Source organism: Nonomuraea sp. bgisy101 (assembly GCF_057708945.1).
On record NZ_JBYITD010000020.1, the window covers coordinates 174,704 to 198,565 of the forward strand.

The 23,862-nt window shown below is 69.9% G+C and carries 27 protein-coding genes; 20 read left to right on the top strand and 7 right to left on the bottom strand.

Features of this window, described 5'->3' with window-relative positions:
- Nucleotides 1-344: 344 nt before the first annotated feature.
- Nucleotides 345-962 carry a DUF47 domain-containing protein gene (locus tag AC3EO4_RS33370; protein ID WP_354914137.1) on the top strand — a complete coding sequence of 206 codons (618 nt, stop codon included), beginning with the start codon at nt 345-347 and terminating at the stop codon, nt 960-962.
- The gene (locus AC3EO4_RS33375; protein ID WP_379569430.1) at nt 963-1,967 is read left to right on the top strand and encodes an inorganic phosphate transporter; all 1,005 of its coding nucleotides are present in this window, start codon (nt 963-965) and stop codon (nt 1,965-1,967) included.
- Here AC3EO4_RS33375 and mshD read toward each other — a convergent pair.
- Complete coding sequence (gene mshD, locus AC3EO4_RS33380; protein WP_431899350.1) at nt 1,957-2,871, bottom strand: mycothiol synthase; 915 nt, start codon at nt 2,869-2,871, stop codon at nt 1,957-1,959. The genes AC3EO4_RS33375 and mshD overlap by 11 nt on opposite strands.
- A gap of 108 nt (nt 2,872-2,979) precedes the next feature.
- Between mshD and AC3EO4_RS33385 the strand changes: the two genes are divergently transcribed.
- The 3 genes from AC3EO4_RS33385 to AC3EO4_RS33395 all read left to right on the top strand — a co-directional run bounded on the left by AC3EO4_RS33385 (nt 2,980) and on the right by AC3EO4_RS33395 (nt 5,631).
- Nucleotides 2,980-4,737 (top strand): bifunctional metallophosphatase/5'-nucleotidase, encoded by a 1,758-nt coding sequence (locus AC3EO4_RS33385; RefSeq protein ID WP_431899352.1) that lies wholly within the window; start codon nt 2,980-2,982, stop codon nt 4,735-4,737.
- Nucleotides 4,738-4,812: 75 nt separating this feature from the next.
- Nucleotides 4,813-5,340 (top strand): GNAT family N-acetyltransferase, encoded by a 528-nt coding sequence (locus AC3EO4_RS33390; RefSeq protein ID WP_379569424.1) that lies wholly within the window; start codon nt 4,813-4,815, stop codon nt 5,338-5,340.
- Nucleotides 5,341-5,478: 138 nt separating this feature from the next.
- The gene (locus tag AC3EO4_RS33395) at nt 5,479-5,631 is read left to right on the top strand and encodes a hypothetical protein (protein ID WP_379569422.1); all 153 of its coding nucleotides are present in this window, start codon (nt 5,479-5,481) and stop codon (nt 5,629-5,631) included.
- A gap of 14 nt (nt 5,632-5,645) precedes the next feature.
- Here the strand turns inward: AC3EO4_RS33395 and AC3EO4_RS33400 are convergent, their stop codons facing one another.
- Complete coding sequence (locus AC3EO4_RS33400) at nt 5,646-6,353, bottom strand: response regulator transcription factor (RefSeq protein WP_379569420.1); 708 nt, start codon at nt 6,351-6,353, stop codon at nt 5,646-5,648.
- 218 nt (nt 6,354-6,571) lie between these two features.
- On the opposite strand from AC3EO4_RS33400, the gene AC3EO4_RS33405 reads away from it, so the two are divergent.
- The 11 genes from AC3EO4_RS33405 (at nt 6,572) to AC3EO4_RS33455 (ending at nt 12,987) form a co-directional block, all read left to right on the top strand.
- Complete coding sequence (locus AC3EO4_RS33405; protein WP_379569418.1) at nt 6,572-6,823, top strand: MoaD/ThiS family protein; 252 nt, start codon at nt 6,572-6,574, stop codon at nt 6,821-6,823.
- 33 nt (nt 6,824-6,856) lie between these two features.
- A complete protein-coding gene (locus tag AC3EO4_RS33410) occupies nt 6,857-7,522 on the top strand; it encodes an LmeA family phospholipid-binding protein (RefSeq protein ID WP_379569416.1) in 666 nt (221 codons plus the stop codon).
- Nucleotides 7,515-8,072, top strand: a complete 558-nt coding sequence (locus tag AC3EO4_RS33415; RefSeq protein WP_431899355.1) for a sigma-70 family RNA polymerase sigma factor — start codon at nt 7,515-7,517, stop codon at nt 8,070-8,072. The genes AC3EO4_RS33410 and AC3EO4_RS33415 overlap by 8 nt, the downstream gene beginning before the upstream one ends.
- On the top strand, nt 8,072-8,920 hold the full coding sequence (locus AC3EO4_RS33420; protein ID WP_431899356.1) for an anti-sigma factor family protein: 849 nt from the start codon (nt 8,072-8,074) through the stop codon (nt 8,918-8,920). Before AC3EO4_RS33415 ends, AC3EO4_RS33420 begins: the two co-directional genes overlap by 1 nt.
- Before the next feature lie 36 nt (nt 8,921-8,956).
- The gene (locus tag AC3EO4_RS33425) at nt 8,957-9,379 is read left to right on the top strand and encodes a thioredoxin family protein (RefSeq protein WP_431899357.1); all 423 of its coding nucleotides are present in this window, start codon (nt 8,957-8,959) and stop codon (nt 9,377-9,379) included.
- 176 nt (nt 9,380-9,555) lie between these two features.
- The gene (locus AC3EO4_RS33430) at nt 9,556-9,957 is read left to right on the top strand and encodes a DUF4395 domain-containing protein (RefSeq protein ID WP_379569410.1); all 402 of its coding nucleotides are present in this window, start codon (nt 9,556-9,558) and stop codon (nt 9,955-9,957) included.
- Nucleotides 9,954-10,793 carry a sulfurtransferase gene (locus tag AC3EO4_RS33435; protein ID WP_431899360.1) on the top strand — a complete coding sequence of 280 codons (840 nt, stop codon included), beginning with the start codon at nt 9,954-9,956 and terminating at the stop codon, nt 10,791-10,793. Before AC3EO4_RS33430 ends, AC3EO4_RS33435 begins: the two co-directional genes overlap by 4 nt.
- Nucleotides 10,793-11,098 (top strand): DUF1416 domain-containing protein, encoded by a 306-nt coding sequence (locus AC3EO4_RS33440; protein WP_358144273.1) that lies wholly within the window; start codon nt 10,793-10,795, stop codon nt 11,096-11,098. The genes AC3EO4_RS33435 and AC3EO4_RS33440 overlap by 1 nt, the downstream gene beginning before the upstream one ends.
- 100 nt (nt 11,099-11,198) lie before the next feature.
- Nucleotides 11,199-11,753, top strand: a complete 555-nt coding sequence (locus AC3EO4_RS33445) for an RNA polymerase sigma factor (protein ID WP_431899362.1) — start codon at nt 11,199-11,201, stop codon at nt 11,751-11,753.
- Nucleotides 11,750-12,517: a methylated-DNA--[protein]-cysteine S-methyltransferase gene (locus tag AC3EO4_RS33450; protein WP_379569403.1), complete on the top strand. Its 768-nt coding sequence runs from the start codon at nt 11,750-11,752 to the stop codon at nt 12,515-12,517. The genes AC3EO4_RS33445 and AC3EO4_RS33450 overlap by 4 nt, the downstream gene beginning before the upstream one ends.
- Nucleotides 12,514-12,987 carry a type 1 periplasmic-binding domain-containing protein gene (locus tag AC3EO4_RS33455; protein WP_379569401.1) on the top strand — a complete coding sequence of 158 codons (474 nt, stop codon included), beginning with the start codon at nt 12,514-12,516 and terminating at the stop codon, nt 12,985-12,987. The genes AC3EO4_RS33450 and AC3EO4_RS33455 overlap by 4 nt, the downstream gene beginning before the upstream one ends.
- Here AC3EO4_RS33455 and AC3EO4_RS33460 read toward each other — a convergent pair.
- Nucleotides 12,957-13,508: a helix-turn-helix domain-containing protein gene (locus AC3EO4_RS33460; protein WP_431899363.1), complete on the bottom strand. Its 552-nt coding sequence runs from the start codon at nt 13,506-13,508 to the stop codon at nt 12,957-12,959. The two genes, AC3EO4_RS33455 and AC3EO4_RS33460, sit on opposite strands and share 31 nt — an antisense overlap.
- Nucleotides 13,509-13,543: 35 nt before the next feature.
- Between AC3EO4_RS33460 and AC3EO4_RS33465 the strand changes: the two genes are divergently transcribed.
- Nucleotides 13,544-14,716 (top strand): benzoate/H(+) symporter BenE family transporter, encoded by a 1,173-nt coding sequence (locus tag AC3EO4_RS33465; RefSeq protein ID WP_431899365.1) that lies wholly within the window; start codon nt 13,544-13,546, stop codon nt 14,714-14,716.
- On the opposite strand, the gene AC3EO4_RS33470 is transcribed toward AC3EO4_RS33465, so the two are convergent.
- Nucleotides 14,671-15,030 carry a tetratricopeptide repeat protein gene (locus AC3EO4_RS33470; RefSeq protein ID WP_431899366.1) on the bottom strand — a complete coding sequence of 120 codons (360 nt, stop codon included), beginning with the start codon at nt 15,028-15,030 and terminating at the stop codon, nt 14,671-14,673. The genes AC3EO4_RS33465 and AC3EO4_RS33470 overlap by 46 nt on opposite strands.
- Before the next feature lie 69 nt (nt 15,031-15,099).
- On the opposite strand from AC3EO4_RS33470, the gene AC3EO4_RS33475 reads away from it, so the two are divergent.
- Nucleotides 15,100-16,413 carry a hypothetical protein gene (locus AC3EO4_RS33475; protein WP_431899367.1) on the top strand — a complete coding sequence of 438 codons (1,314 nt, stop codon included), beginning with the start codon at nt 15,100-15,102 and terminating at the stop codon, nt 16,411-16,413.
- On the opposite strand, the gene AC3EO4_RS33480 is transcribed toward AC3EO4_RS33475, so the two are convergent.
- The 3 genes from AC3EO4_RS33480 to AC3EO4_RS33490 all read right to left on the bottom strand — a co-directional run bounded on the left by AC3EO4_RS33480 (nt 16,403) and on the right by AC3EO4_RS33490 (nt 18,524).
- Nucleotides 16,403-17,152: a hypothetical protein gene (locus tag AC3EO4_RS33480; protein WP_431899368.1), complete on the bottom strand. Its 750-nt coding sequence runs from the start codon at nt 17,150-17,152 to the stop codon at nt 16,403-16,405. The genes AC3EO4_RS33475 and AC3EO4_RS33480 overlap by 11 nt on opposite strands.
- A 101-nt stretch (nt 17,153-17,253) precedes the next feature.
- Complete coding sequence (locus tag AC3EO4_RS33485; protein ID WP_431899370.1) at nt 17,254-17,901, bottom strand: hypothetical protein; 648 nt, start codon at nt 17,899-17,901, stop codon at nt 17,254-17,256.
- Nucleotides 17,898-18,524: a hypothetical protein gene (locus tag AC3EO4_RS33490; protein ID WP_431899371.1), complete on the bottom strand. Its 627-nt coding sequence runs from the start codon at nt 18,522-18,524 to the stop codon at nt 17,898-17,900. The genes AC3EO4_RS33485 and AC3EO4_RS33490 overlap by 4 nt, the downstream gene beginning before the upstream one ends.
- 145 nt (nt 18,525-18,669) lie before the next feature.
- Here AC3EO4_RS33490 and AC3EO4_RS33495 point away from each other — a divergent pair, with 145 nt between their 5' ends.
- The gene (locus AC3EO4_RS33495; protein WP_379569385.1) at nt 18,670-20,601 is read left to right on the top strand and encodes a hypothetical protein; all 1,932 of its coding nucleotides are present in this window, start codon (nt 18,670-18,672) and stop codon (nt 20,599-20,601) included.
- 360 nt (nt 20,602-20,961) lie between these two features.
- A complete protein-coding gene (locus AC3EO4_RS33500) occupies nt 20,962-23,823 on the top strand; it encodes an ATP-binding protein (protein ID WP_431899372.1) in 2,862 nt (953 codons plus the stop codon).
- The last annotated feature ends 39 nt before the right edge of the window (nt 23,824-23,862 follow it).

Here is a 23,862-nt window from a genome sequence, read left to right on the forward strand (position 1 = left end):
GGCGGCGGTGAGCGGAGGTGTCGTCCGGGCCGGAGGTCCGGGTCTCGAGGCGTCACCGGGCTCGTGAGCCGAAATCCCAGGTCGGCCGTCCGAAAATCTACCCTCGCGCCCAGGGTCGCTGACCGGTGGCGGCACAGACCCGGTCTCAGCTCCCGAAACCCCGCTACCCACGGCAAAGCGGTCACCGGAAAAATGGGCCCCAAACTACCCCTGTAGCCGGTGTCGCAGATCATACGGCGGGTAGCGAGAAGGAGAAGAGTGGGTGTGCGCACCATGAAGTTCGCATTTCCGCTGGTAACCCGTACCCTTCTCTGCGGACCATCCCCGCACATCTGGAGAACGACGTGCGCCTGCGTCTCACGCCTCGTGAGGACAGCTACTACGACCTGTTCGCGGACTCCGCGAACAACCTGGTCACGGCATCGCGCTTGCTGGTGGAGATCATCAGTGACGGCTCGGACAGGGAAGCGCTGGCCGAGAAGATGCGCGCCTGCGAGCACGCCGGTGACGAACGCACTCATGCGATCATGAACCGGCTGAATGAGAGCTTCATCACGCCTTTCGACCGCGAGGACATCTATCGCCTCGCCTCGAACCTCGACGATGTGATGGACGCCATGGAAGAGGCATCCGACCTCATCGTCCTTTACAAGATCGACCACCTGCCGAAGGACGTCGTCCGTCAGGTGGAGGTGCTGGAGCGGGCGGCGGAGCTGACGGCTGAGGCCATGCCGCGGCTGCGCTCGATGAAGAATCTCAACGAGTACTGGATCGAGGTCAACCGCCTGGAGAACCAGGGTGACCAGGTCTACAGGAAGCTGCTTGCCAAGCTCTTCAGCGGTGAGTACGACGCGCTCACCGTCATGAAGATGAAAGAGGTCATCGACCGCCTCGAGGAGGCGGCGGACGCGTTCGAGCATGTGGCGAACACGGTCGAGTCGATCGCGGTCAAGGAAAGCTAAGTGGACCTCACGCTCGCCCTCGTCATCGGCGTGGTGGTCGTGTCACTGGTCTTCGACTACACCAATGGCTTCCACGACGCGGCGAACGCCATCGCGACCTCGGTCTCGACCCGCGCGCTCACCCCGCGCGCGGCGCTGTTCCTGGCCGCCGCGATGAACTTCATCGGCGCGCACCTGGGCACTCAGGTCGCGCAGACGGTCGGCAAGGGCATCATCGACGCGCCTGAGGGCACTCACGGTCTGGTGGTGGTGGGGGCAGGACTGATCGGCGCGATCACCTGGAACCTCGTCACCTGGTACTTCGGGCTGCCTTCCTCCTCCAGTCACGCGCTGATCGGCGGTCTGGTCGGGGCGGCGCTCGCCTCGGCCAGCGTGGTGCACTGGAGCGGTGTCGTGGACAAGGTCGTCATCCCGATGATCCTGTCGCCCCTGGTCGGCTTCTCCCTCGCCGCCGCGATCATGATCGCAATCTACTGGATCTTCCGCAACGCGCAACCGGGACGCACCAACAGGGGCTTCCGTTACGCGCAGACCGTCTCGGCGGCCGCGATGGCGCTCGGGCACGGCCTGCAGGACGCGCAGAAGACCATGGGTGTGATCTTCCTGGCGCTGGTGGTCGGGGGGTACGCGGGTCCGACGGACTCGATCCCGCAGTGGGTGATCCTGGCCGCGGCCGGCGCCATCTCTCTGGGGACGTACGCCGGCGGCTGGCGCATCATGCGCACGCTGGGCCGCAGGATCATCGCCCTCGACCCGCCGCAGGGTTTCGCGGCCGAGTCCGCCGCCGCCACGGTTCTGTACGTCGCGGCGATCGGTTTCGGCGCCCCCATCTCCACCACGCACACGATCACCAGCGCGATCATGGGTGTGGGCGCCACCAAGCGGCTGTCGGCCGTGCGGTGGGGGGTGGCCGGCAACATCGTGACCGCGTGGATCCTCACGATCCCCGCGGCCGCGCTGGTGGCGGCGCTGTCGTACTACGGTCTTCACGCCCTCATCGAGTAGCCGCGTACATCACGTCGACGTCCCACCGGTTGAACCCGAGGGACTCGTACAGCCTGATGGCCGCCGTGTTGGCCTCGTCCACGTAGAGCATCGCCTGGGCGAGGCCGCGCGAGCGCAGGTGGCGCAGGCCGGCGAGGGTGAGCGCCTTGCCCAGGCCGGTCCCCTGCTGGGAGGGGTCGACGCCCACGACGTAGACCTCGCCGAGCGGCTCGTGGCCGTGCTCCTCCGAGGAGGACCCGTGGATCTTGGTCCAGTGGAAGCCCACCAGCCGCGTATCGCGAAAAGCTAGGAAAAATCCTGACGGATCGAACCATGGCTCGGACTCGCGTCGCCGTACGTCCTCCAGCGTCCACGACCCCTGCTCGGGATGGTTCGAAAAGGCGGCGGCGTTCACCTTGAGCCACGCCTCCTCGTCCTCGCCCGGCACGAACGTGCGCAGCCGTACCCCGCCGGGCATGGGCGAGGCGGCAAGCGGCGCGAACAGGGAACGGCGCATCTGCCACAGCGACCGCACCCGCTCGAATCCCAGCGAGGCCGCCAGAGCGGCCGCACCCGTGTGGTCGCCGTGGGCCCACAGCCGCAGCCGTCCACCCGCGGCGTTCAGTACGGCACGCAGCAACGTCCTGCCGTACCCCTTGCGGCGGAACGCCGGGTGGACGACCAGCTCGCCGCTCGGCCCTTCGACCTCGTCCGTGGGGTCCACGTGCGCGTAGCCGACCAGCGTGCCGTCCGCGTAGAGCAGCAGCGAGCGCGCCCGCTCGTCACCGCCGTAGCGCAGGTGCAGCATCACGTGCTCGTTGAGCGGGCGAACCCCGTCGGCGTCCGTCGCCGCCTCAACGACCCCCAACACACCGGCTATTTCCTGGTCATCGAGCCGTCCTCGCTCGACCACGCGCACAGTCATAGATCGAACTCTAGGCGGCCGACTGGCAAATGACGCCATGTGGGGGTCCGATGAATCGTTACCTTTCAGACGTCTGCTGCATAGTTTGCCGCCGTAACGTCTGCAGGCATGACCTCTCGCTCTTTCCTCCCGCTTGTCGTCGCGGGGGCCATCGGCCTGGGCGGGTTAGCGCTCGTGGCGGGGCCCGCCGACGCGGCCAGGCCCGAGCGGACGGTTCCCGTCCGCCTGCTGACGATCAATGACCTCCACGGCAACCTCGAGCCGCCGAGCGGGTCCAGCAGCCGCATCCTCGACCCCAACGGGCCGCTGGTCGACGCCGACGGCAAGCTGACCGGCATCGTCGGCGGCAAGTACTCCATCGCAGGAGGCGCCGCCTACCTGGCCGCGCACGTCGAGCAGCGCACCGACCGCAACACCATGCTGGTGGCGGCCGGTGACCTGATCGGCGCCTCGCCGCTGATCTCGGCCGCCTACCACGACGAGCCGACCCTGCAGGTGCTCGGCCAGATGGGGCTGAAGGCGTCCTCCGCGGGCAACCACGAGTTCGACGAGGGCTACGCCGAGCTTCAGCGCCTGATGAAGGGCGGCTGCCACCCGGTGGACGGCTGCTCTCCCGACGGCAGGTGGCGCGGCACCGACTTCGACTTCCTCGGCGCGAACGTGCTGAAGGAGCGCAACGACAGGTACGCGCTCCCGCCGTACTTCATCAAGCGGATCAACGGCGTCAAGGTCGGCTTCATCGGGCTGGTGACGGCCACGACCCCGACGATCGTCTCGTCCAGCGGCATCCAGGGCCTGAAGTTCACCGAGGAGGTCGCCGCGGCCAACAAGGTGTCCAGGCTGCTGGCCCGCGCCGGCGTCAAGGCACAGGTCGTGCTCGTGCACGAGGGCGACCAGATCACCCCGAACCAGGACCCGAGCGCCTGCTCGGTGACCCCCGGCAACGGCTCGCGCATCGCCAAAGGCCTCGACCCGCAGGTCGACATGATCGTCAGCGGTCACTCCCACCAGGCCTACATCTGCAAGGCCAACGACCCGGCGGGCCAGCCGCGCGTCTACACGCAGGGCTCCTCCTTCGGCCGTGTCGTCACCCAGATCGACTTCCAGGTCGACAGGCGCTCGGGTGACGTCGTCCGATCCTCCGTCGTCGCGGGCAACCACGTCGTCACCCGCGACGTCACCGAGGACGCGGAGGTCGCGGCCACGGTGAAGAAGTGGAAGGACGCCAGCGCGGCGATCGCGAACAAGCAGGTCGGCAGGATCAGCGCGGAGATCGGCACCACCGCCGCTCCTTCGGGCGAGCTGCCGCTCGGCAACCTGATCGCCGACAGCCAGCTGGAGGCCACGAAGACCGGGGGCAACGCGCAGATCGCGTTCATGAACCCCGGTGGCGTGCGCGCGCCCCTCAACTACCCGAGCTCGCCCGCGGGCGAGGGCGACGGGGTGGTGACGTACGGCGAGGCGTTCACCGTGCAGCCGTTCAACAACCTCACCCAGGTGATCACGCTGACCGGCGCGCAGCTCAAGACCGCTCTGGAGCAGCAGTTCGTCGGCGGGCCCAACAACCAGGCGTTCACCAAGATCCTCCAGCCGTCGGCGAACTTCACCTACACCTACAGCAGGAGCGCCCCGTGGGGCTCCAAGGTGTCGAACATGAAGATCGACGGCGTCGCGGTGACCGACGGCCAGTCGATCCGCGTCGCGGTGAACAACTTCCTCGTCGGCGGCGGTGACGCCTTCGCCGAGTTCAAGAACGGCACGGACCTGTGGAGCGGCCCGCTGGACATCGACGCCTTCGTCGACTACCTGGGCAGGCACAGCCCCGTCGCCCCGCCCGCGACCAACCGCATCACGGTCGTGGACTGACCTTCGCACCCCGCCAAGGGCCCGCCCGGTTTATTCGGTTGCGGGCCCTTGGTCCGATCTGATCGTCTACCGCCCATGCTCATCGGAACCCGCATCCGGCTGCGACCCATGGAGCCCGGCGACGCCGAGGCGCTCTGGCGCTGGAACAGCGACCCTGACGTGATGCGCTGGCTGCACGACGGCTACCCCGAGTCCCTCGCCCAGACCGTCGCCCGTCACGAGGCCCGTGACCGCAACTCCTACGAGAACGTGCTGCTCGGGGTGGAGATCCTCGACGAGGGCAGGCTGATCGGCCTGGTACGGCTCAGCGGCGCCGAGCCGGAGACCGGGGACGCCGAACTCGACATCTACCTCGGCGAGAAGGACACGTGGGGCCGCGGCTACGCCACCGAGGCCATGCGGCTGGTCTGCAGGTACGGGTTCGACAAGATGCGCCTGCACAGGATCACGCTGTGGGTGGTGGAGGCCAACGACGGCGCGCGACGGGTCTACGAGAAGGTCGGCTTCGTCGAGGAGGGCAGGGCTCGCGAGGCCTTCCGCCGCGACGGCAAGTGGTACGACACGATCATCATGGGCTTGCTCGAATCCGACCTGCGCGACTGATGCGGAGCTTCCCGGCGTTCGCCGCGCAGGGCCGGTCGGCGCTGCTCCACAGGGGGACCACGTTCGACCGTCCCCCTGTGGAGGGCTCCAGGCGATGGGGCGGCGGCGTACGTCAGCCTGGCGCACTTCGCGAGCCACGTGACGACGGCGGAGCGGATCGCCGCCTGGTGTGACGAGCGGGCCGGGCTGACGGTCGGGGTCGCGGAGCCGGCCTGCGTGGAGATCGCCCAGGCCGTTCAGACTGCTACGGGGATGCGACTGGTGACGCTGGAGAGCGTCACCCTCGGATAGGGAAGGGGCCAGGGTCAGACGTGGGCGGGGCTGTCGGCGTCGGCGACACCCCGGTCGGGCACGAAGCGGTACCCGACGTTGCGCACGGTGCCGATCAGCGACTCGTACTCGGGCCCCAGCTTCGCCCGCAGCCGCCGCACGTGCACGTCCACGGTCCGCGTGCCGCCGAAGTAGTCGTACCCCCACACCTCCTGCAGCAGCTGGGCTCTGGTGAAGACCCTGCCCGGGTGCTGTGCGAGGTACTTCAGCAGCTCGAACTCCTTGAACGTCAGGTCGAGGGCGCGCCCCCGCAGCCTGGCGGTGTAGGTGGCCTCGTCGATGGACAGGTCGCCGCTGCGGATCTCGTCGGGGACCTCCTCCGCCCCCGCCATGGACAGCCGTCCCGTGGCCATGCGCAGGCGGGCCTCCACCTCGGCGGGGCCCGCGCTGTCGAGCAGGACGTCGTCGACACCCCACTCGGCGGTCATGCCCGCCAGACCGCCCTCGGTGACGATCACCAGGAGCGGGCAGTCGATGCCCGTGGTGCGGATCAACCTGCACAGGCTCTTGGCGTGGACCAGTTCGCGTCTCGCGTCCACGAGCACGGCGTCGGCCGGTGGCGCGTCGATGAGCGCGGAGGCCTCGGCCGGCGCGACACGGACGGAGTGCAGCAGAAGACCCAGCGCAGGCAGCACCTCGGCGGACGGTTCGAGAGCGTTGGTCAGCAGGAGCAGGTTGCTCATTACGACTCCTCCGGTAGGGCATACGCGTCTGCCGACCGTGGTGTGCCGTACAAACACGTGTGGGATCCGGGGGCTACGTCGCCCGGATCCCGTCGTACGTGAGGATAACCCACGTGAATGAAGCGTCTCGGTCGCGTCCACCTGGTGAACAGGCGTTCACATGAAACATCTTCGTTAACGAACCCGCACAATGGAACGGAATTGATTGTGAGGTGGCTATGGCCACGGGAAAAGTTCGCTATTGGGCCGCGGCGAAGGAAGCGGCGGGTGTGGCGGAGGAGGTTTTCGAGGCCGACACGCTGGACCAGCTCATGATGAAAATCACAGGGAATCGGGAGGAGCTCGCGAGAGTCGTGCGCCGCTCGTCATTCCTGGTGAACGGTGACCCCGTCGGCAAACGGGAGCATTCCTCGGTGATCCTGCCCGAAGGGGCGGTTGTAGAGATCCTTCCCCCCTTTGCCGGAGGATAGGGTAGCGCCAGGCACCGCCCCCGAAGGAGCCCGATGCGCAAGCTGATCATCTTCCTGATCGTGCTGATCGTTCTTCTCGTAGCCGTGGACAGGGTGGCGGTGTCAGGGGTGCAACGCGACATCGCCACCAGGATCGCCGCCGCCTCCGACCTGTCAGGCACGCCGACCGTGACGATCGAGGGCATCCCGTTCCTCACGCAGGCGATCGCGGGCCGCTATCCGGAGGTCCGCTTCGACCTGGGCACGCTGACCTACAACACTGTGAAGGTGGAGAACCTTCGGGGCGCCGCCTACGACGTGACGGCACCGCTCGCCGACGTCATCCAGAACAGGGCCCAGATCGTCGCGGGCCGGGTGCACGTCCAGGGCACCCTGTCGAGGTCCACCGTGGACAGGTTCGCGCCACGCGGGGTGAAGATCGGCGGGACCGGCGACAGGCTGACCGCCTCGGGCGAGGTCAACCTCGGCCTCACCAAGGTGAAGTTCGACGCCGAGATGCGGGTCGAGGTCGTCGAAGGCGGCATCAGGGTGACCGCGGAGAAGGTCAACGGCATCCCGTCCAAGGCCGCGGGCATGCTGGGCTACACGATCCCGTTCAAGGGCAAACTCCCGTTCGACGTGAAGGTGACGGAAGTGAAGACCGTCCCGGCCGGGCTGGAGATCACCGCCGAGGCAAGTGACGTACCTCTCCGTGGCTGACTTTGAACCGGTACGGCGCACCGTACGTGATGAGGAGGTGAGCCCAGCAGGCACTGCCGACGAGGAACTCGTCAGAACCCTCTTCGACGAGCACGCGGGGCCGCTCTACGGTTACGTACTGCGACTGACCGGGGACCCGGGCCGAGCGGAGGATGTCGTGCAGGAGACGCTGCTGCGGGCGTGGCGGCATCCCGAGGCGGTCTCTGGACGCCCGATCAGGGCGTGGCTGTTCACAGTGGCTCGCAACCTCGTCGTCGACCAGCACCGCGCGAGGAAGGCCAGGCCCCAGGAGACGGGCGACGAGGCACTCGCCGTCATCCCCGCCGACGACGAGCTCGAGAAGGCGGTCGAGTCGTGGGCGGTGGCGGAGGCGCTGGCCGCGCTGCGGCCCGAGCATCGTGAGGTGCTGCTGGAGGTCTACTATCGGGGGCGATCGGTGAAGGAGGCGTCGGAGACGCTCGGCATCCCTGCTGGAACGGTCAAGTCACGGACCTACTACGCGCTGCGGGCGCTGAAGCTCGCCCTGGAAGAGCGGGGGCTGGCGCCGTGATGACGTGCGAGGAGGTACGGCTGTCGCTCGGCGCCTACACGCTCGGGGCACTCGATCCCGAGGAGGCGCTGGAGATCGAGGTGCACCTGGCCTCGTGCGAGGGGTGCACCGACGAGCTGATGGAGCTCGAAGGGGTGTCCTCGTTCCTGGCGAAGGTGTCGGAGAGGGACGTGGAGCTGGTCGCCCGCCCTCCTCGTGAGGTGCTCGACCGGCTGCTGAACGACCGCGTGAAGCGCCACAGGCGCGGGCGGATCCTGCTGGCGGTCGCGGCCTCGGTCGCGGTGCTGGCGGTGGGCGGCACGGTCTGGACCACTACCCATCAGGAGTTGACGGCCACGGTTTCGGCCCCGGCCGCGGACTCCGCGGGCGACGCCGGCCAGGGCGCAGCGCCCGAGGCCACCAAGGCGCCCGATGCCGCGCCGGAACGCAAGGCCTCGCAGGAGCCCGAGGCCTTGGCCAAGGAGGAGCCAAGCGTCGCCGCCGACATGCCGTCGGCGACCCCGGCCCCCAAGCCGTCCGAGTCCGACGCGATGACGCTCAAGGCGCAGGGCACGGCCTTCAGGGGCCACTCGGCTGACGGCAAGGTCGTCGCCATGGTGACCGTGACGCCGGGCATGCCGCTCCAGGTGCAGGTCGGCGGGGTGCCCGCGGGCACCGAGTGCACGCTGGTCGTGGTGAGCAAGGGCGGCGGGCGCGAGTTCACCAGGCCGTGGAAGGTCACCGTGAACCATTACGAGGAGGGCGCCGCCGTCTTCCCCGTGGAGAGCCGCACCCCCCAGGCGTCCATCCGTGCCTTCGAGATCAGGGACGACGCCGGCAGGCTTCTCGTCACGGTGAACGCCAAGTAGGGAAGAATCACCGCGCCACCGCGGTTGCACCAGGCGATGACAGGCTGGTGGGTGGTGCTGGCGACGCTGGCGCTCGGCACGGTGATCGGGGTGGTGAAGCTGCGCCGCGACGGACGCATGCGCGAAGCAGGGCAGACGCTCACGGCCGACACGCTCGGCACGGAGCTGGGCGAGCGGGCCACCCTGGTGCAGTTCTCGACGGCGTTCTGCCAGCCGTGCAGGGCGACACGCCGGGTTCTCGAGGACGTCAGCGGCCTCGTGCCGGGGGTCAGGCACGTGGAGATCGACGCGGAGTCGCGGCTCGACCTGGTGCGCGAGCTCGACATCATGCGGACGCCGACCGTCCTGGTCCTCGACAGGGCGGGAAACGTCGTGAAGAAGGCATCGGGGCAGCCCAGGAAGGCCGACGTGATCGCGGCGCTGGGCCCGATCGTGTCTCACGACCCGGACGAGATGTGACAGACGGCGAGACGACAGGTAATGTCGTCGCCATGAACCCCACGACAGAGCTGCTGACGAAGCGGCGCGCGGTTGATTTCTGCCGCGTGACCACCGCGCTCTGTCGCGCTGCCTGAGGACGGTCTCGCGCGGACATTCAGGTCCGCCCCCATCCGACCCTTCAGGAGCATCCCACGATGCGTGCCGACCCCAGAGTGCTGCGCCTCGGTGCGGCTGTCACGACAATCGTCCTCGCTCTCGTCCTGGTGACGGGTAGCGTCTGGCTGCTCGCCGTCCAAGCCGTGGTGTTCGCACTCGGTGTGGCCGGCCGCTCGCCGTACAGGATGCTCTTCAAGAGTCCGCCGAAGAAGACGGAGGACGCCCGCCCGCCGCGGTTCGCGCAGGCGGTCGGCCTGGTCTTCGCGGTCGCGGGGCTGATCGGATTCGTCACCGGGATCACGCCACTCGCCCTCGGGGCGACGGCGGCGGCCCTCCTCGCCGCCTTCCTCAACGCAGCCTTCGGTTTCTGCCTCGGCTGCGAGATGTACTTGATGATTCGCCGTCTACTGCCCGCTGCCACAATGGAGGTTCACCAATGAGCCGCTCCGCCGCCCTGGTGGATGCTGACTGGGTCGAGGCCAACCTCGACTCCCCGGGTGTCGTGCTCGTCGAGGTCGACGAGGACACCAGCGCCTACGCCAAGGGCCATATCCGTAACGCTGTCAGGATCGACTGGCAGGCCGATCTGCAGGACCCCGTCCGTCGTGACTTCGTCGACAAGGCGGGTTTCGAGGCGCTGCTGTCGGAGCGCGGTATCGCCAACGACGACCTCGTGGTGCTCTACGGGGGTAACAACAACTGGTTCGCGGCCTACGCGTACTGGTACTTCAAGCTCTACGGTCACTCCAACGTCAAGCTGCTGGACGGCGGTCGCAAGAAGTGGGAGCTGGACTCGCGTGAGCTGGTGACCGAGGTTCCCGAGCGTCCGGCGACCACGTACGCGGCGCAGGAGCAGGACACCGCCATCCGGGCCTTCCGTGATGACGTGGTCGCGGCGATCGGCCAGCTCAACCTCGTCGACGTCCGCTCGCCCGACGAGTTCACCGGCAAGCTGCTGGCTCCGGCGCATCTTCCGCAGGAGCAGGCGCAGCGGGCGGGGCACGTGCCGACGGCTCGCAACATCCCGTGGTCGAAGGCGGCCAACGACGACGGCACGTTCAGGTCCGACACGGAGCTGAAGGACCTGTATTCGGGTGCGGGCGTCGACTTCGGCAAGGACACGATCGCCTACTGCAGGATCGGGGAGCGCTCGGCGCACACGTGGTTCGTGCTGCACGAGATCCTCGACCAGGCCAACGTGAAGAACTACGACGGTTCGTGGACCGAGTACGGCTCGCTCGTGGGCGTGCCGATCGAGCTGGGGGAGGCACGCTAATGACCGTTTCGACTCAGGGATGCGCCGCACCGGAGCAGACCGTCGCGCTGCCCGCGGGGATCGACCTGTCGACGCAGGCCGTGATCCAGGGCGTCGTGACCGGCGCGGGTACCGCCTACGCGCGCCTGCTCGACCACTCGGGCGAGTTCACCGGTGAGGTCGTGGTGTCAGACGAGGGCATCTTCCGTTTCTTCGCCGCTCCAGGCGACTGGACCGTCCGCATCATCGCGGGCGGCGGGGTCACCAGGGACGTCGCCGTCCAGGCCAAGCTGGGTGAGGTCGCCCAGCTCGCCGTCGCGGTCTGACCGAGCGCCCAGACACCTCGAAGGGGGTCACGTCCTGCGGGACGTGACCCCCTTCTCGTCATTCCGCAACGATCCAGGGCATCTCGGTGTTATAGAGGACGTGAACCAACTCGACTGCCTGGACCCGGTGCGGAAGGCGCTGCTCGACGACGTCGACGGCGGCTTCGCCGAGCTCTACGGGGCCTATCGCGGCCTGGTGTTCTCCACGGCGCTGCGGCTGAGCGGGCGGTGGGCCGACGCGGAGGACCTGACCGCGGAGGCGTTCCTTCGCGCCTACCGGGCGGTGGCGGGTTATGATCGCGCGCGCATCGCCGCGTTGCAGCCGCGCCCGTGGCTGATGACGATCCTCATGAACGTGTGGCGCAACTGCGTCCGGTCCAGAGTCCGCCACCCGCCGCCCGACCTGCTGGAGGAGCCGGTGGACACGGTGGACACCGGCGAGGGCGTGGAGGCGGCGGCCGAGCGCCGCGAGACCGGCGGCGAGCTGGCCGACCTGCTGCGCCTCCTGCCGGAGGACCAGCGGGCCGCCGTCGTGCTCAGGCATGTCGTGGACCTGCCGGTCAGCGAGGTGGCCACGGTGCTCGGCCTCCCGCAGGGCACCGTCAAGTCGCATGTGTCGCGGGGGCTCAAGCGTCTGAGGGAGATGGCCAGATGAACCAGGATCCGTTGCTCGCAGGGCTCGCCGCACTCTCCGCCGACGCGCCCTCGGGGCTGCTCGACAGGATCGCCGCCCGCTGGGTGCGGGTGCCGAGCCCGCTCGGCGAGGTGTCCGTCGCCAGCACCGACCATGGCATCGTCTTCCTGCGCCGGCACGAGGATCCCGCCGCGGGGGATCTGGCCGGCTTCGCCGAGGAGTTCAGGGCCCGCTTCGGCAGGCCGTTGCTGCCGGGCGATCGCCCGCCCGCGGGCCTGATGCCCGCGCTTCGCACGGGGAGGGCCGCGGGTCTGCCGCTCGACCTGCGGGAGCTGAGCGACTTCCAGCGTGACGTACTGACGACGGCGCAGCGCATCCCGCGCGGCGAGGTGCGGCCCTACGGGTGGATCGCCCGCCAGATCGGCAGGCCGGGAGCCGTGCGCGCGGTCGGCACCGCGCTGGCGCGCAACCCGGTGCCGCTGCTCGTCCCCTGCCACAGGGTGATCAGGTCGGACGGCGTGGTCGGCGACTACGTGTTCGGCGGCGAGGCCAAGGAGCGGCTGCTGCGGGAGGAGGGCGTGGACCTCGACGGGCTGCGCACGATGGCAGGGGAGAAGGTCTTCTACCTGGCCAGCGACACCACGGGCATCGTGTGCTTCCCCACCTGCCACAACGCCAGGCGCATCACGCCTCGGCATCGGCACGGCTTCCGCAGCATCGCGCAGGCGGAGTCGGCGGGCTATCGCGCGTGCCGTACGTGCAGGCCGGGGGAGGTGGCGGCGTGAAGACGAGGGTGAACCTGAGCGCGGGGCTGGACGCGGAGTTGAACGGGGTGCTGCGGCTGGTGAGCCAGCAGCATCCCCTGCTGGTCAACGTCGGGCACGGCCGGTCGGCGGCCTCCGCCGACCGGGCGCGCGCCTTCGTGGAGGCGTGGGAGGCCGTGGGCGGGCACGTCGGCGCGGTCGTGTCGTGGCCCCAGGAGGCGGCGTCGTGGCTGCGTCCGGCCTGCAGGCTCGTCGCGGGCCATCCAGACCTCTGGGTGGTGGCCGACGAGCCTGAGGGATGGAAGGGCATGGGGCCGCGGCTGGTGGCGACGGGCGTGTGGCGGCCCGGCAGGACCGTGGCGTTCGCGAGCCTCGCCGTGCCCGATCTACCAGCCCTGGCGGGGGAGGAGGCCACGGAGGGCATGCGCGGCGCGCGTGCCGACGGCGGGCTGTGGCTGGTCTACGACGGCCGGCTGGTGGCCGCGGGGTAGCGGATCAGCAGCGAGGCGAGGACCTCCTCCTCGCCCACGGCCGCGTAGCCGTGCGGCACGTCGGAGCGCCACGTGAGGTAGCCGCCGGGCCCGGCCAGCAGGGGCGCGTCGAGCGGGCCCGCGCTGAGCGTGCCGGTGAAGACGGTGATGTGCTCGGTCACGCCCTCGTGGTGGGCGGGCGAGGTCTGCGTGGCGCCAGGCGGCACCCGCATCCGGTAGAGCTCGTAGGTGACGGCTGCGTCCTCGAACAGCTCGAGCAGCGTCGCCTCGACCGCCGCTCCGCGCACCGTCACATGGTCGTCCGGGGGGCCGAGGACGGCCGCGATGGGCACCCCGAGCTGCGCGGTGATGGCCCAGAGCGTGTCGAGGGTGGGGTTGCGGGTGCCGGTCTCCAGGCCGGAGAGCGTCGCCTTGCCCACGCCTGCCCGCCTGGCGAGCTCGGACAGCGAGATCCCCCGCTCCTGCCGCAGCCGGCGCACCCTTCTGCCGACCTCGTGCGGGTCGCCGTTCACGGCTGTCATGAGGTCATCCTGCCCGATCTGGTAGCGTTCCGTATATGGAACGCACGCAACCGATCGTCGCGGGAGTCGTGACCGCATTAGTGGGGTTCGCCAGCTCGTTCACCGTCGTCCTTGCGGGACTGCGCGCTGTCGGCGCCGACGAACGGCAGGCCGCTTCCGGTCTGATGGCGCTGTGCGTCGCCGTCGGCGCCGTCTCCGTCGTGCTGGGCCTGCGGTACCGGATGCCCATCGCCATCGCGTGGTCCACTCCCGGCGCCGCGCTCCTGCTGACCGCGGGCGGCCGGTTCGCCGAGGCGGTGGGCGCGTTCGTCGTGTGCGGGGTGCTCATCATGGCTGCCGGACTGGTGCCGTGGCTCGGCCGCGCCATCGCCGCGATCCCCGGCCCGATCGCCGCCGCGATGCTCGCGGGGGTGCTGCTCAAGCTCTGCCTCGCGCCGGTGCAGGCCATGGTCGCCGTGCCGTACCTGGCCGGGCCCGTGGTCGTCGTCTGGGCGCTGCTGTACCGCTTCGCCCGCACGTGGGCGGTGCCGGGGGCGCTCGCCACCGCGATGGCGGCCATCGCGCTCACCGCCTCGCCGTCGAACCTCAGTCTGGCCCCGGTGGTGGAGCTGACGGCTCCCGTCTTCACGCTGCCCGCGGTGGTCGGCATCGGCGTGCCGCTGTTCCTGGTCACGATGGCCGCCCAGAACGTGCCGGGAATGGCGGTCCTTTCCGGGTACGGCTACCGTCCGCCGCTGCGCGGGGTCCTGCTGGCGACGGGGGCGGCCTCGGCGCTCGGCGCGCCCTTCGGCGGGCACGCCGTCAACCTGGCCGCCATCACCGCCGCGCTGGCCGCCTCGCCCGAGGCCTCGCCCGACCCGTCCCGCCGCTGGATCGCCTCGGTCACCGCGGGAGTCTCGATGATCGGCCTCGGCCTGCTGTCGAGCGTGGCCGCCGCCTTCGTCCTGCTGTCACCGCCGGTCCTGGTGGAGGCGGTGGCCGGGCTCGCCCTGTTCGGCGCGCTCGGCTCATCGCTCTCCTCGGCCTTCCTCGAGCCCCGCGGCAGAGAGGGCGCCGTCGTCACCTTCGCCGTCACCGCCTCAGGGGTGAGCTGGCTCGGTGTCGGCTCCGCCTTCTGGGGCCTGGTCGCGGGAGGCCTCATGCATCTGCTGCTACGGCGGGCTCAGGCGGCCAGCTTGCGTTCCACCCTGCCGACCGAGTCCAGGTAGTCGGGGTCGGCGTGCATGGCGGCGGCCATGCGCAGGTGGGGGAGCGCCTCGTCCAGCCTGCTCGCGCGCTCCAGCGTCCTGCCGAGCAGGAAGCGGGCGTAGTGGTCGCTCGGGTCGCGCTCCAACAGCCCGTCGAGGGCCTGCTTCGCCCTGCCCAGCTGGGCGGAGTGGTAGTAGGCGCGCGCGGTGAGCAGCTGCACGCCGTGGTCGTCGCCGTGCTCCTCGAGCAGCGGCTCCAGCATCATCAGGGCGCCGAGCGGGTCTCGCATCCCCAGGAGACGCTCAGCGAAGCGGTACCGCTCGATCTCGTTCATGGGTGATTGAACACTCAACTACATGCGCCGCATTCCCGGCGTTAACCCTGTGACGCTACGATTCACCAGATGTCAGGATCGTCAGGTGTGGCGGCACCACCCCGACCTGCGCCCACGCCGGCCCAGCGGATGCCGTCGCCGTTCTCGTTGCCCCTGCACGCGCTACGCCTTGCGGGCACATGCGCGCTGCCCTTGATCATGTGGTTCTCCGTGGGGGAGGCCGCCAGATTCGGCCTGCTCTACCTGGGCACCGAGATCTCCCACGGCGACTACCGCCAGGCCCGCCTGGTCGCGACCGTCGCGGTGATGACGCTCGTCGTCATGCTCGCCATGGTGACCACCGCGGGCATGCTGTACAGCCTGCGCGGCGCGCTCTGGGAGACCGCCGCCCGCGGAGGAGAGCCCGAACGGTTCTGGGCCGCCCTCGACCGGATCGCTCCCGCCTTCGCGGCCATCTATCTGACGTGGAACTTCGTCCTGCGTGACGCCCAGGACTTCAACCAGGTCGACTGGCTGCACAATCTCGACGACAACTTCTACAAACCGATCCTGACCGCCGTGGCGGAGGGCAAGGAGGCCGAGACCACGGCGGGCACGGCGCTCGCCGACCTCGACTGGCGCGTGTCGCTGGCCTCGATGATCGTGGCGCTGGGACTCAAGTGGTTCTTCAACCGCATGGTCGAGCGCGGCGAGGGCAAGGCCGCGGGCGTGGCATCGGCGCTGTCGGAGTTCGCGCTGTTCTTCTTCGGCCTGAACGCCACCCTGACCATCGCCTCGTTGCGCGCGGACTGGGTGGGGCACCGGCAGGTCGTCGCAGGCTCGGGCGAGCTGTGGAAGCAGGCCAAGGACAACGTGCCCGGCTGGGAGGGCTTCTGGGGCACGGTCGGCGAGATCATGCCCTACCTGGTGGACGCCCTGATCGTGCCGCTCGCCTGGCTGACCATCGCCATCCTGGTCTTCGGCGCCTTCAGCGAGGACACCCGCTCGGCGGTGCGCGGCGTGCGGCGCCTGGAAGAAGGCGTCGACAGGCTCGAGCAGTCGCACGATGTCACCCAGCGCTCGTTCAACCGTGTGACGGGCAGCTTCATGGAGCGCTGGGTGCCCCTGGTCAACACCTTCAGGCTCGCCGTCAAGGGCGGCGCACCGCTCTTCGGCCTCATGTGCCTGCTGTACGTGGCCCTGCGTCTGGGAGCCGACTTCGCCGACAGGGGCGTCCACACGCTGATCGGCTCGGAGACGCCCTACTGGTGGCTGGTCATCAGTGAGCCGGTCGCCTTCGTCAAGAACCTGCTGGTGACCACGCTGACGATGTGCCTGCTGGCCGCGACGTTCGACATCGCGGCCACCAGGGCCAGGCTCAGCGGTCAGTCCATCAGCGACTGAACCGCAGGATGTCCAGGTTGTCGTCGCCCGTGGACTTCAGCAGGTCCTTGGTCGGCGTGTCCGAGCGGTAGGAGCTGGGGCGCAGCTCCAGCTCCACCTCCTTGGCCACGGCGGAGGGCACGACGGCGACCTTGGTCGTCACGTAGCTCTCACCGACGACATGGTCGATCGGCGCCTTGTCCTCCAGCGTCTCCAGCTGCCAGGCCCTGCCCGCACGGTCCTTGAGCCGAACGTCCGGCTGGCCGGTCAGCTGCGCTCCGTCCTTGTCGACGGCCTTCCTGGTGATGTCGATCTTGAGCCACTGCTTGTCGGGCGTGTTGTGCTTGGAGCCCGCGGGCGGCTGCATGGTCCCGTAGGACACCTTCCACGTGACGTGCTCGAACGTGATGTGCTGACCGGCCGGGACCGCGTGGATCCTGTCGTCGGGCTGGCCGCCCTTGAACAGCAGGAAGCGGTCGTAGGTGGGCACGCCGACGGCCACCGCGAGCGCCACGATCGCGCCGACGCCCTGCAGCAGCAGGCGGGGGCGTTTGGGCGGCTGCGCGCCGGCCGCGGCGGCTGGAGGCTCCGCGGGAGGCCCCGAGGCCCCGGAAGGCTGCGCGGGCGGCTGCGCCGGGGGCTGGGACGGCCGAGGCGGCAGCGGGCCGGCACTGGGCACGGCGGGCAGCGGCTGCGTCGAGCTTCCCGCGGGCTCGCGCCCCGGCGGTACGGGCGGCCACACCTGGTGGTCAGGATGCACGGGTCTGTGCTGCGGAAGGTGGGGCGGTTGCTGGGGCTGCGGACGCTGCGGTCGCTGGGGCTGCGGGCGCTGCTGCCCCGAGGAGGGGGAGAACCAGTCGGTCATCGCTTGTCCCCCAGCTGGTAGACGTCCTTCGGCGCGGTGAACAGCCGCTGGGCCGCCGCGTCGTCCAGCCCGAGATCCACCTCGACCTCCGGCATGTACGGCTCGCCGTAGAGGATGCTCGTGGGAATGGAGAACACCGCCCTCGCGCCCGGAAGGACGGAGGCGGGCACCTCGAACGCGTACACGCCCGACGCCCACCAGCCAGGCTGGATCCACGGGTTGGACAGGGTCTTCGACTTGTCGAGCCGGTCCGTGGCCGCGAAGCGCTTGCCGTCGGCCGTGAGCAGTTCGGCGGGCTCCAGATGCAGCGGCTCTTTCGGCACGGTGGCCGCCGCCTGCACCACGAGGAAGATCTGGTCCTTGCCCGCCTCGATCGTCTTGTCTCCGGTGTCGATGGCGCGGGCCGAGGAGATCGCGTCGACCCTGGCGGAGAAGCGGCCGGCGCTGACCTCGTCCTTGACGGCGCCCGTGTAGGTGAGCGGCGCGCCCATTTCCTCGGAGGTGAGCATGAGGGTCTGCAGGCCGATGGCGCCTCCCGCCAGTGCCAGCCCCACGACGGCGTTGAGGACCTTGGAGCCGCCCTTGCGGGAGGCTCGGCGGTTCTGGCGCGGCGGCGCCGACCTGCGCTGGTCGGTGGCGGTCATGACCTGGCCTCCGGCTTCACGGGGAGCGTGATCTGGCCCAGCACGACGGGGACCGGCTTGTCGTCCTTCTCCTCGCTGGAGGTCACCCAGCCTCTGGCGGGGCTGAACTCGCCCTTCAGGTACTCGCGCTTGCCCACGTCGAATGTGACCTTGTCCGGTGGCTCGACGCCCGGCTCCAGCTCGTAGCGGACCAGGACCTTGGTCGGGACGCCGGGCTGCAGCTGCTCGCTCGGGCCGCTCTGCGTCGGCACGATCGTGATCACGCCGTACTTCGGCTTGATCTCCGGAGTGATCTTCAGCAGCGTGGACTGGAAGGCCGAGCCGGCGTGGGCGGTCTCCTCACCCTCGTTCGTCACCGTCGCCTCCACCTCGAGAAAGCGCTTCGGGTCGCCGAAGGAGGTGTCGGGCTGCACGGTGGTCACCCTGCTCTCCACGAACTGGGTCTTGAACTGGCCCTGGTCGATCTCTGTGGCGACCTTGAGCGCGGGCGGATTCGGGTCGGGAGCCTCGTTCAGGCCGCCGAGGAGGGCGGTGATGCCCAGTCCGGTGGCCAGGACCAAACCCACCGCGGGCACCAGGATCGGGCGTTGTGGCCTGTTGTCCTCGGAGGAGGGTTCCGTCATGGGCAACGATGGTAATAGGTCACGTCTGTACCATCCGCCGCAATCCTCCCATCTGCTGGTTGAATTGCCGGGAACCCTGCCGTAACCGGCCGTCGAACTCGTAGGCTTGGGCCCTACTAACGAGATAGGGCGGCCGGAGGGTCACGTGGCGGACGTGCATCCCGAGCAGGCGCAGCTGCAGGCGGATCGCATCTACCTGGGCTGGCAGTACGTCCTGCTGCACCCAGATCCGGGATCGCCGCCCAAACGTCCCTCACCCGTCGTGGAGCAGGCGCGGGAGTCCAAGCCGGATCCCGAGCTGGTGCGCAGGGAGCGGATGCAGGAGGACCTGCTCAACCGCCCGGTCAAGATCTTTCGAACGTTCATGGCGGTGCTGGCCGTCGTCATCCTGGCCGCCGCGATCGCGGGGGCGCTCAACTGGTCGTTCGCGATCATCGGCCTGGCGGCGGCGGGTGGAGTCGCGGGCATCTGCAGCTACGCCGTGCTCCAGGGCGACAGGGCGGTCCGCTACAGGGTGCAGGAGCAGCAGGCCAGGGACGACCGGCTCCGGCAGGAACGTGACAAGGAGCTGTTCAGGGCGCAGGAGGAGCACGCCGAGCGCTACCGCGGCTGGCAGGAGCTCAAGGACCGCTACGACAGGCAGCTGACCTGGTACGCGGTCGCCGTACCCGACGAGATCGACCGCGTCGACGTGGCGGGCGGCACGCTGCCCGGCTGGTCGGCGCTGGTGACGCTGCTGGGCGCGACGCGCCTCTACAGCGGCGGGCACCTGACCGTGCTCGACCTGTCGGAGGGCGCGATCGCCAAGGACCTGATCGAGCTGGCCCGCAGGGGCGGCGACGACCCGCTGGTGTGGGTGCTGCCCGTCGACCTGCCCAAGCTCGACCTGGGGGCGACGCTGAAGCCCGAGGCGTTCGCCGACGTGCTGGCGCACGTGGTGAGCGTGAGCGAGGAGCACCGCACGACGCGCGATCTGAGCTTCGACAACGCGATCCTCGAGCGGGTCCTCGAAGTGCTCGGAGAGAACGCGACGATCGCCCAGGTGACGGCCGCGCTGCGGGCACTGGCCCAGGTGGGTGACCCGCGTGACGACCTCAAGTACGGGCTCATCACCGCCGAGCAGCTGGAACGCATCGGCACGATGTTCGGGCGGGGGGTCAGCGACAGGGTGGTCATCGAGCGGGCGTGGGCGCTGGAGTCACAGCTGCGCAAGCTCGAAACCCTGGGCACCGAGGCGGTACGGCTGCCGCCCGCCCGCCTGCGGGTGGTGAGCATGGACCGGCAGGCGGGCGTGTTCGGCAACCGCGTGCTCGGCACGTACGTGGCCACAGCGCTCACCCACATCCTGCGCCAGTCGCCCGCCTCCGACCGGCCCTGGTACCACACGATCATCGTCGCGGGCGCCGACAAGCTGCGTGGCGACGTCCTCGACCGGCTCATGGACGCGTGCGAGACGTCGCGGACGGGGCTGGTGCTGACCTACAGATCGCTGACGCCGACCGTGCGCGAGCGGCTCGGGCGCGGGCACGCCGCGGTGGCGTTCATGCGTCTGGGCAACGCCGAGGACGCCCGCGTGGCCAGCGAGCACGTCGGCACCGAGCACCGGCTGGAGCTGGCCCAGCTCACCGAGACGATCAGCGCGTCCGTGGCCGGTCTCAACGGCGCTCCCTACACCTCCACCATCGACCAGGTGGAGGAGGGGGCGGAGGAGCGGGGCGACAGCCGTACGGACCTGAAGGAGGACATCACCGAGTCCACCGAGTGGGGAAGGACCGCCGACAAGATCGGCGAGAAGGAGCGCGTCCTGCAGCGCTCGCGCGAGTTCCTCGTCGAGCCGCACCAGCTGCAGCAGCTGCCGACGACGTCCGTGATCGTCACCGACGCCACCGCCGACGGCCGCCGGGTACGGCTGGCCGACGCGAACCCGGCGATCCTCACCTTCCCCAAGACGACGCTGGGCGAGCTCGAAGAGGTCCGCGAAGCGGTGCTCGGCATGAACCAGGCGGCCGAGTCCGACGAGCCGCCGCCGAACCTCGGTCCGCCCCCGCCACGCCTCGACTGGCGGAAGAAGGGATAGTGACTCCCCCGCTCCCTGAAGGGAGCGGCTTCTCGCCGAGCCGCTCCCGCAGCCTGGCGAAGGGCAAGCCCTGCCCTGAGAACGTTCTTGGCCGCGTTCACGTCGGCGTGCGCCTCGTGGCCGCATCCGGTAGGGCGCGCTCGGGCCTTGGCGGCCCTCCCGCTCCCGATTCCTCCGTCGCCTTGAAGGCAACGGTCCCCTCGGGAGAACCTGATGGGATGGTCAATTCAGGGGTGGCATCTTGATCATCGGCGGACTTTCCTATGAGGAACGTGTGCCGTAGACCCTCCTCCGCCTCTGTCGTCCAAGGAACCCTTCGGCGGTTCCACGCACACGTTTCCCATCCCTGGAGGTAACGACGTGCTGAGTGGTCCGTGGTATCGGATCCGGTCCATCGCCGCGCCGGCGCGCTGCGCCTCGGCGGAGTCCGACTTCGTCGCCGTGCTGCCCGCTGTCCTGTCCGCCGCGCAGCGTGACAGCTCCTTCGTGATCGGCTGGGTGTCGCGCGGAGGCGGGGCCCCGCTCGAACTGATCACCAACGCGGGCCCGCTGACGCCGCGCGATCCCGTCGAGCCGCTGCTGTTCCCGGGAGGGGCGCGCGGCGAGCGGCTGGCGGAGGACTACCTGGCCGACCTCGCAGACCTGGTGTGGGTGCCGTGCCCGGGCCGGCAGGCGCCGCCGCTGGGCAACAGGCGGGAGGCCGGCCCCTCCGAGCCCACGCTGTTCGAGTCGACGCTGGTCACACTGATGACGCGGCCGTTCGCCTGGCTGGTGGTCGCCGAGCCCACCGGCCTGCTCGACACCGAGGTCGCCCACCTGCGCACCCAGCTCAACGTGCTCAGGCAGTACGGCGAGGCCTCCGAGCGCTCCAGGTTCGACGTCGAGCGCGCCGAGCGGCGCATGCAGGAGCTCGACGCGTTCCGCGAGGCGGGGCTGTGGAACGTCAGGGTGCTGGCGGGCGCGGCGACCCCCGAGGACCTGCGGCAGATCGCCCCCGTGCTGGTCGGCTCGGTGGAGCTGGGGCACCATCCCTACCGGCTGCGCAGCGCCCTGCCCGCCGCGTGCACGCTGCGGGAGGCGCTCGCGGCGAGCATGCAGGACACAGGCGACGGCGCGGCCGTGCCGTTCGCGGCGACGGCGGGGACGCTGGCCGCGCTCGCCGGGCTGCCCAGGCGGGAGGTGCCAGGGGTGCGCGTGCTCGACGCCGGATACTTCGACGTGACCTCTGAGACCGCGGGCGAGCTCGACCTCGGAGCCATCCTCGACGGGCAGGACAGGGCCGTGGGCTCGTTCGGGGTGCCGCTCGCCACGCTCAACAGGCACGCCTTCGTCACCGGCGCGACGGGCTCGGGAAAGTCGCAGACCGTACGACACCTGCTCGAACGGCTCAGCGCGGTCAAGATCCCCTGGCTGGCCATCGAACCCGCCAAGTCCGAGTACGCCGCCATGGCGGGGCGCGTCGCCGAGCCGGTGACGGTGATCAACCCGTCGGCCCCCGACACGGTGCCGTTCAGCGTGAACCCGCTCGAACCCGAGCCCGGCTACCCCGTGCAGGCGCACATCGACATGGTGCGGGCGCTGTTCATGGCCGCCTTCGACGCCGAGGAGCCGTTCCCGCAGATCATGTCCATGGCCCTGCAGCGCGTCTACGAGGCCAACGGCTGGGACGTCGTCACCGGCGGCGCCGTACCCGGGTCCAAGGTGCCGCCGTCGGTGCCGACGCTGGAGCAGCTCCAGCAGCACGCCATGCACGTCATCCAGGAGATCGGCTACGGGCGGGAGGTCCAGGCCGACGTCGAGGGATTCATCTCGCTGCGGCTGCGGTCGCTGCGCGTGGGCTCGGCCGGCCGGTTCTTCGAGGGCGGGCACCCCGCCGACATCGGCGGGCTCCTCCAGCGCAACGTCGTGCTGGCCATCGAGGACGTGGCCAACGACGAGGACAAGGCGTTCCTCATGGGGACGCTGATCATCAGGATCGTCGAACACCTCCGGATGCGAGCCCGCCACGAGAAAGCCGGAAATCTCCGGCATGTGATCGTGATCGAGGAGGCGCACCGGCTGCTGCGCGACAGGGGCGCGGGAAGGGCGTCCACCCACGCGGTCGAACTGCTGGCGGGCATGCTGGCCGAGATCAGGGCCTACGGCTCAGGCCTCGTCGTGGCCGAGCAGATCCCCACCAAGCTCATCCCCGACGTGGTGAAGAACACGGCGCTGAAGGTCGTCCACCGGCTTCCCGCCGCCGACGACAGGGCCCTGGTCGGCGCGGCGATGAACCTCAACGACGAGCAGTCACGCCAGGTCGTCTCCCTGCGGCCGGGCGTCGCCGCCGTCTTCGCCGACGGGATGGACAGGCCGCTGCGCATCCAGGTGCCGCTCGGCGAGAGCAGGGAGCACGCCGTCGCGGGGCCGCCGCCACCCATCAGGGGACGCAGGTCCGCGGCGTGCGGGACGCAGTGCCGTACCGGGCAGGCCTGCACGCTGGTCGAGCTGCGGGAGGCCGATCTGCTCGCCGACGCGCCCGAATGGGCGTGGTTGCGGATCTGGAGCGACACGGTCGTCCTCGCCCACGTCAGCAACAGGCCGCTGCCCGGAGTGCCGCGCCACCTGGCGGGGACCTGGAACGAGCTGCCGGCGCGGCGCAGGGAATGCCTGCTGGCGACGCTGATCGAACGGGCCGTCAACCGGCGCGCGTGGTCGCTGCGCAGCTGGTTCGACCCCGCCCTGCTGACCGAGAAGGCGGCCGAGAGCGCGGGACGACTGCTCGGCGCGGTCGAACCAGGAGGCGAGCGGCCGGGACCCTCGTGGGTCATTCCCCAGGTGCGCTGGCTGCACGAGGTCGAGAGGCTCTTCCCGTACGGCAGGCCCGCGCCCGACCTGCGCAGCCCCGCGCCGCCGATGGAGTACGCGCTGTTCAGCGGGGCCTCGGCCGGCGAGCTGCTCGGACATCGGGCCAAGGCGCTGCGGCACCACCCGCTGTCGATGGAGATGGACCACAACAGGGCCCTGGCCTGGCGGGTCATCCTCGGCGACGACGAGAACGCGGGCGTGGAGCGGGACATCGGGACCGTCGCCGTCGGAGTCGACCCCTCGGCGAGGATCAGGCACGTGGGGCAGACGATGGGCGCCGGCTGGCTGGAGGGCGTGCTGTCGTGGCCGCGCCGCTTCGTCCTCCCCTTCGACGGCGACGGCCCGGCCGAGATCGCCTTTCCCGACGTCTCCTAGCCGCATCCGGTGGCATCGAGCGGTGCCCGGCGTTCCCGC

Excerpts from the sequence above, each read along its gene's own strand:
- mshD (WP_431899350.1), bottom strand. The coding sequence starts at position 2,871 with ATGACTGTGCGCGTGGTCGAGCGAGGACGGCTCGATGACCAGGAAATA.
- AC3EO4_RS33385 (WP_431899352.1), top strand. The coding sequence starts at position 2,980 with ATGACCTCTCGCTCTTTCCTCCCGCTTGTCGTCGCGGGGGCCATCGGC.
- AC3EO4_RS33390 (WP_379569424.1), top strand. The coding sequence starts at position 4,813 with ATGCTCATCGGAACCCGCATCCGGCTGCGACCCATGGAGCCCGGCGAC.
- AC3EO4_RS33400 (WP_379569420.1), bottom strand. The coding sequence starts at position 6,353 with ATGAGCAACCTGCTCCTGCTGACCAACGCTCTCGAACCGTCCGCCGAG.
- AC3EO4_RS33405 (WP_379569418.1), top strand. The coding sequence starts at position 6,572 with ATGGCCACGGGAAAAGTTCGCTATTGGGCCGCGGCGAAGGAAGCGGCG.
- AC3EO4_RS33410 (WP_379569416.1), top strand. The coding sequence starts at position 6,857 with ATGCGCAAGCTGATCATCTTCCTGATCGTGCTGATCGTTCTTCTCGTA.
- AC3EO4_RS33420 (WP_431899356.1), top strand. The coding sequence starts at position 8,072 with ATGACGTGCGAGGAGGTACGGCTGTCGCTCGGCGCCTACACGCTCGGG.
- AC3EO4_RS33425 (WP_431899357.1), top strand. The coding sequence starts at position 8,957 with ATGACAGGCTGGTGGGTGGTGCTGGCGACGCTGGCGCTCGGCACGGTG.
- AC3EO4_RS33430 (WP_379569410.1), top strand. The coding sequence starts at position 9,556 with ATGCGTGCCGACCCCAGAGTGCTGCGCCTCGGTGCGGCTGTCACGACA.
- AC3EO4_RS33435 (WP_431899360.1), top strand. The coding sequence starts at position 9,954 with ATGAGCCGCTCCGCCGCCCTGGTGGATGCTGACTGGGTCGAGGCCAAC.
- AC3EO4_RS33440 (WP_358144273.1), top strand. The coding sequence starts at position 10,793 with ATGACCGTTTCGACTCAGGGATGCGCCGCACCGGAGCAGACCGTCGCG.
- AC3EO4_RS33450 (WP_379569403.1), top strand. The coding sequence starts at position 11,750 with ATGAACCAGGATCCGTTGCTCGCAGGGCTCGCCGCACTCTCCGCCGAC.
- AC3EO4_RS33460 (WP_431899363.1), bottom strand. The coding sequence starts at position 13,508 with ATGACAGCCGTGAACGGCGACCCGCACGAGGTCGGCAGAAGGGTGCGC.
- AC3EO4_RS33465 (WP_431899365.1), top strand. The coding sequence starts at position 13,544 with ATGGAACGCACGCAACCGATCGTCGCGGGAGTCGTGACCGCATTAGTG.
- AC3EO4_RS33470 (WP_431899366.1), bottom strand. The coding sequence starts at position 15,030 with ATGAACGAGATCGAGCGGTACCGCTTCGCTGAGCGTCTCCTGGGGATG.
- AC3EO4_RS33475 (WP_431899367.1), top strand. The coding sequence starts at position 15,100 with ATGTCAGGATCGTCAGGTGTGGCGGCACCACCCCGACCTGCGCCCACG.
- AC3EO4_RS33485 (WP_431899370.1), bottom strand. The coding sequence starts at position 17,901 with ATGACCGCCACCGACCAGCGCAGGTCGGCGCCGCCGCGCCAGAACCGC.
- AC3EO4_RS33490 (WP_431899371.1), bottom strand. The coding sequence starts at position 18,524 with ATGACGGAACCCTCCTCCGAGGACAACAGGCCACAACGCCCGATCCTG.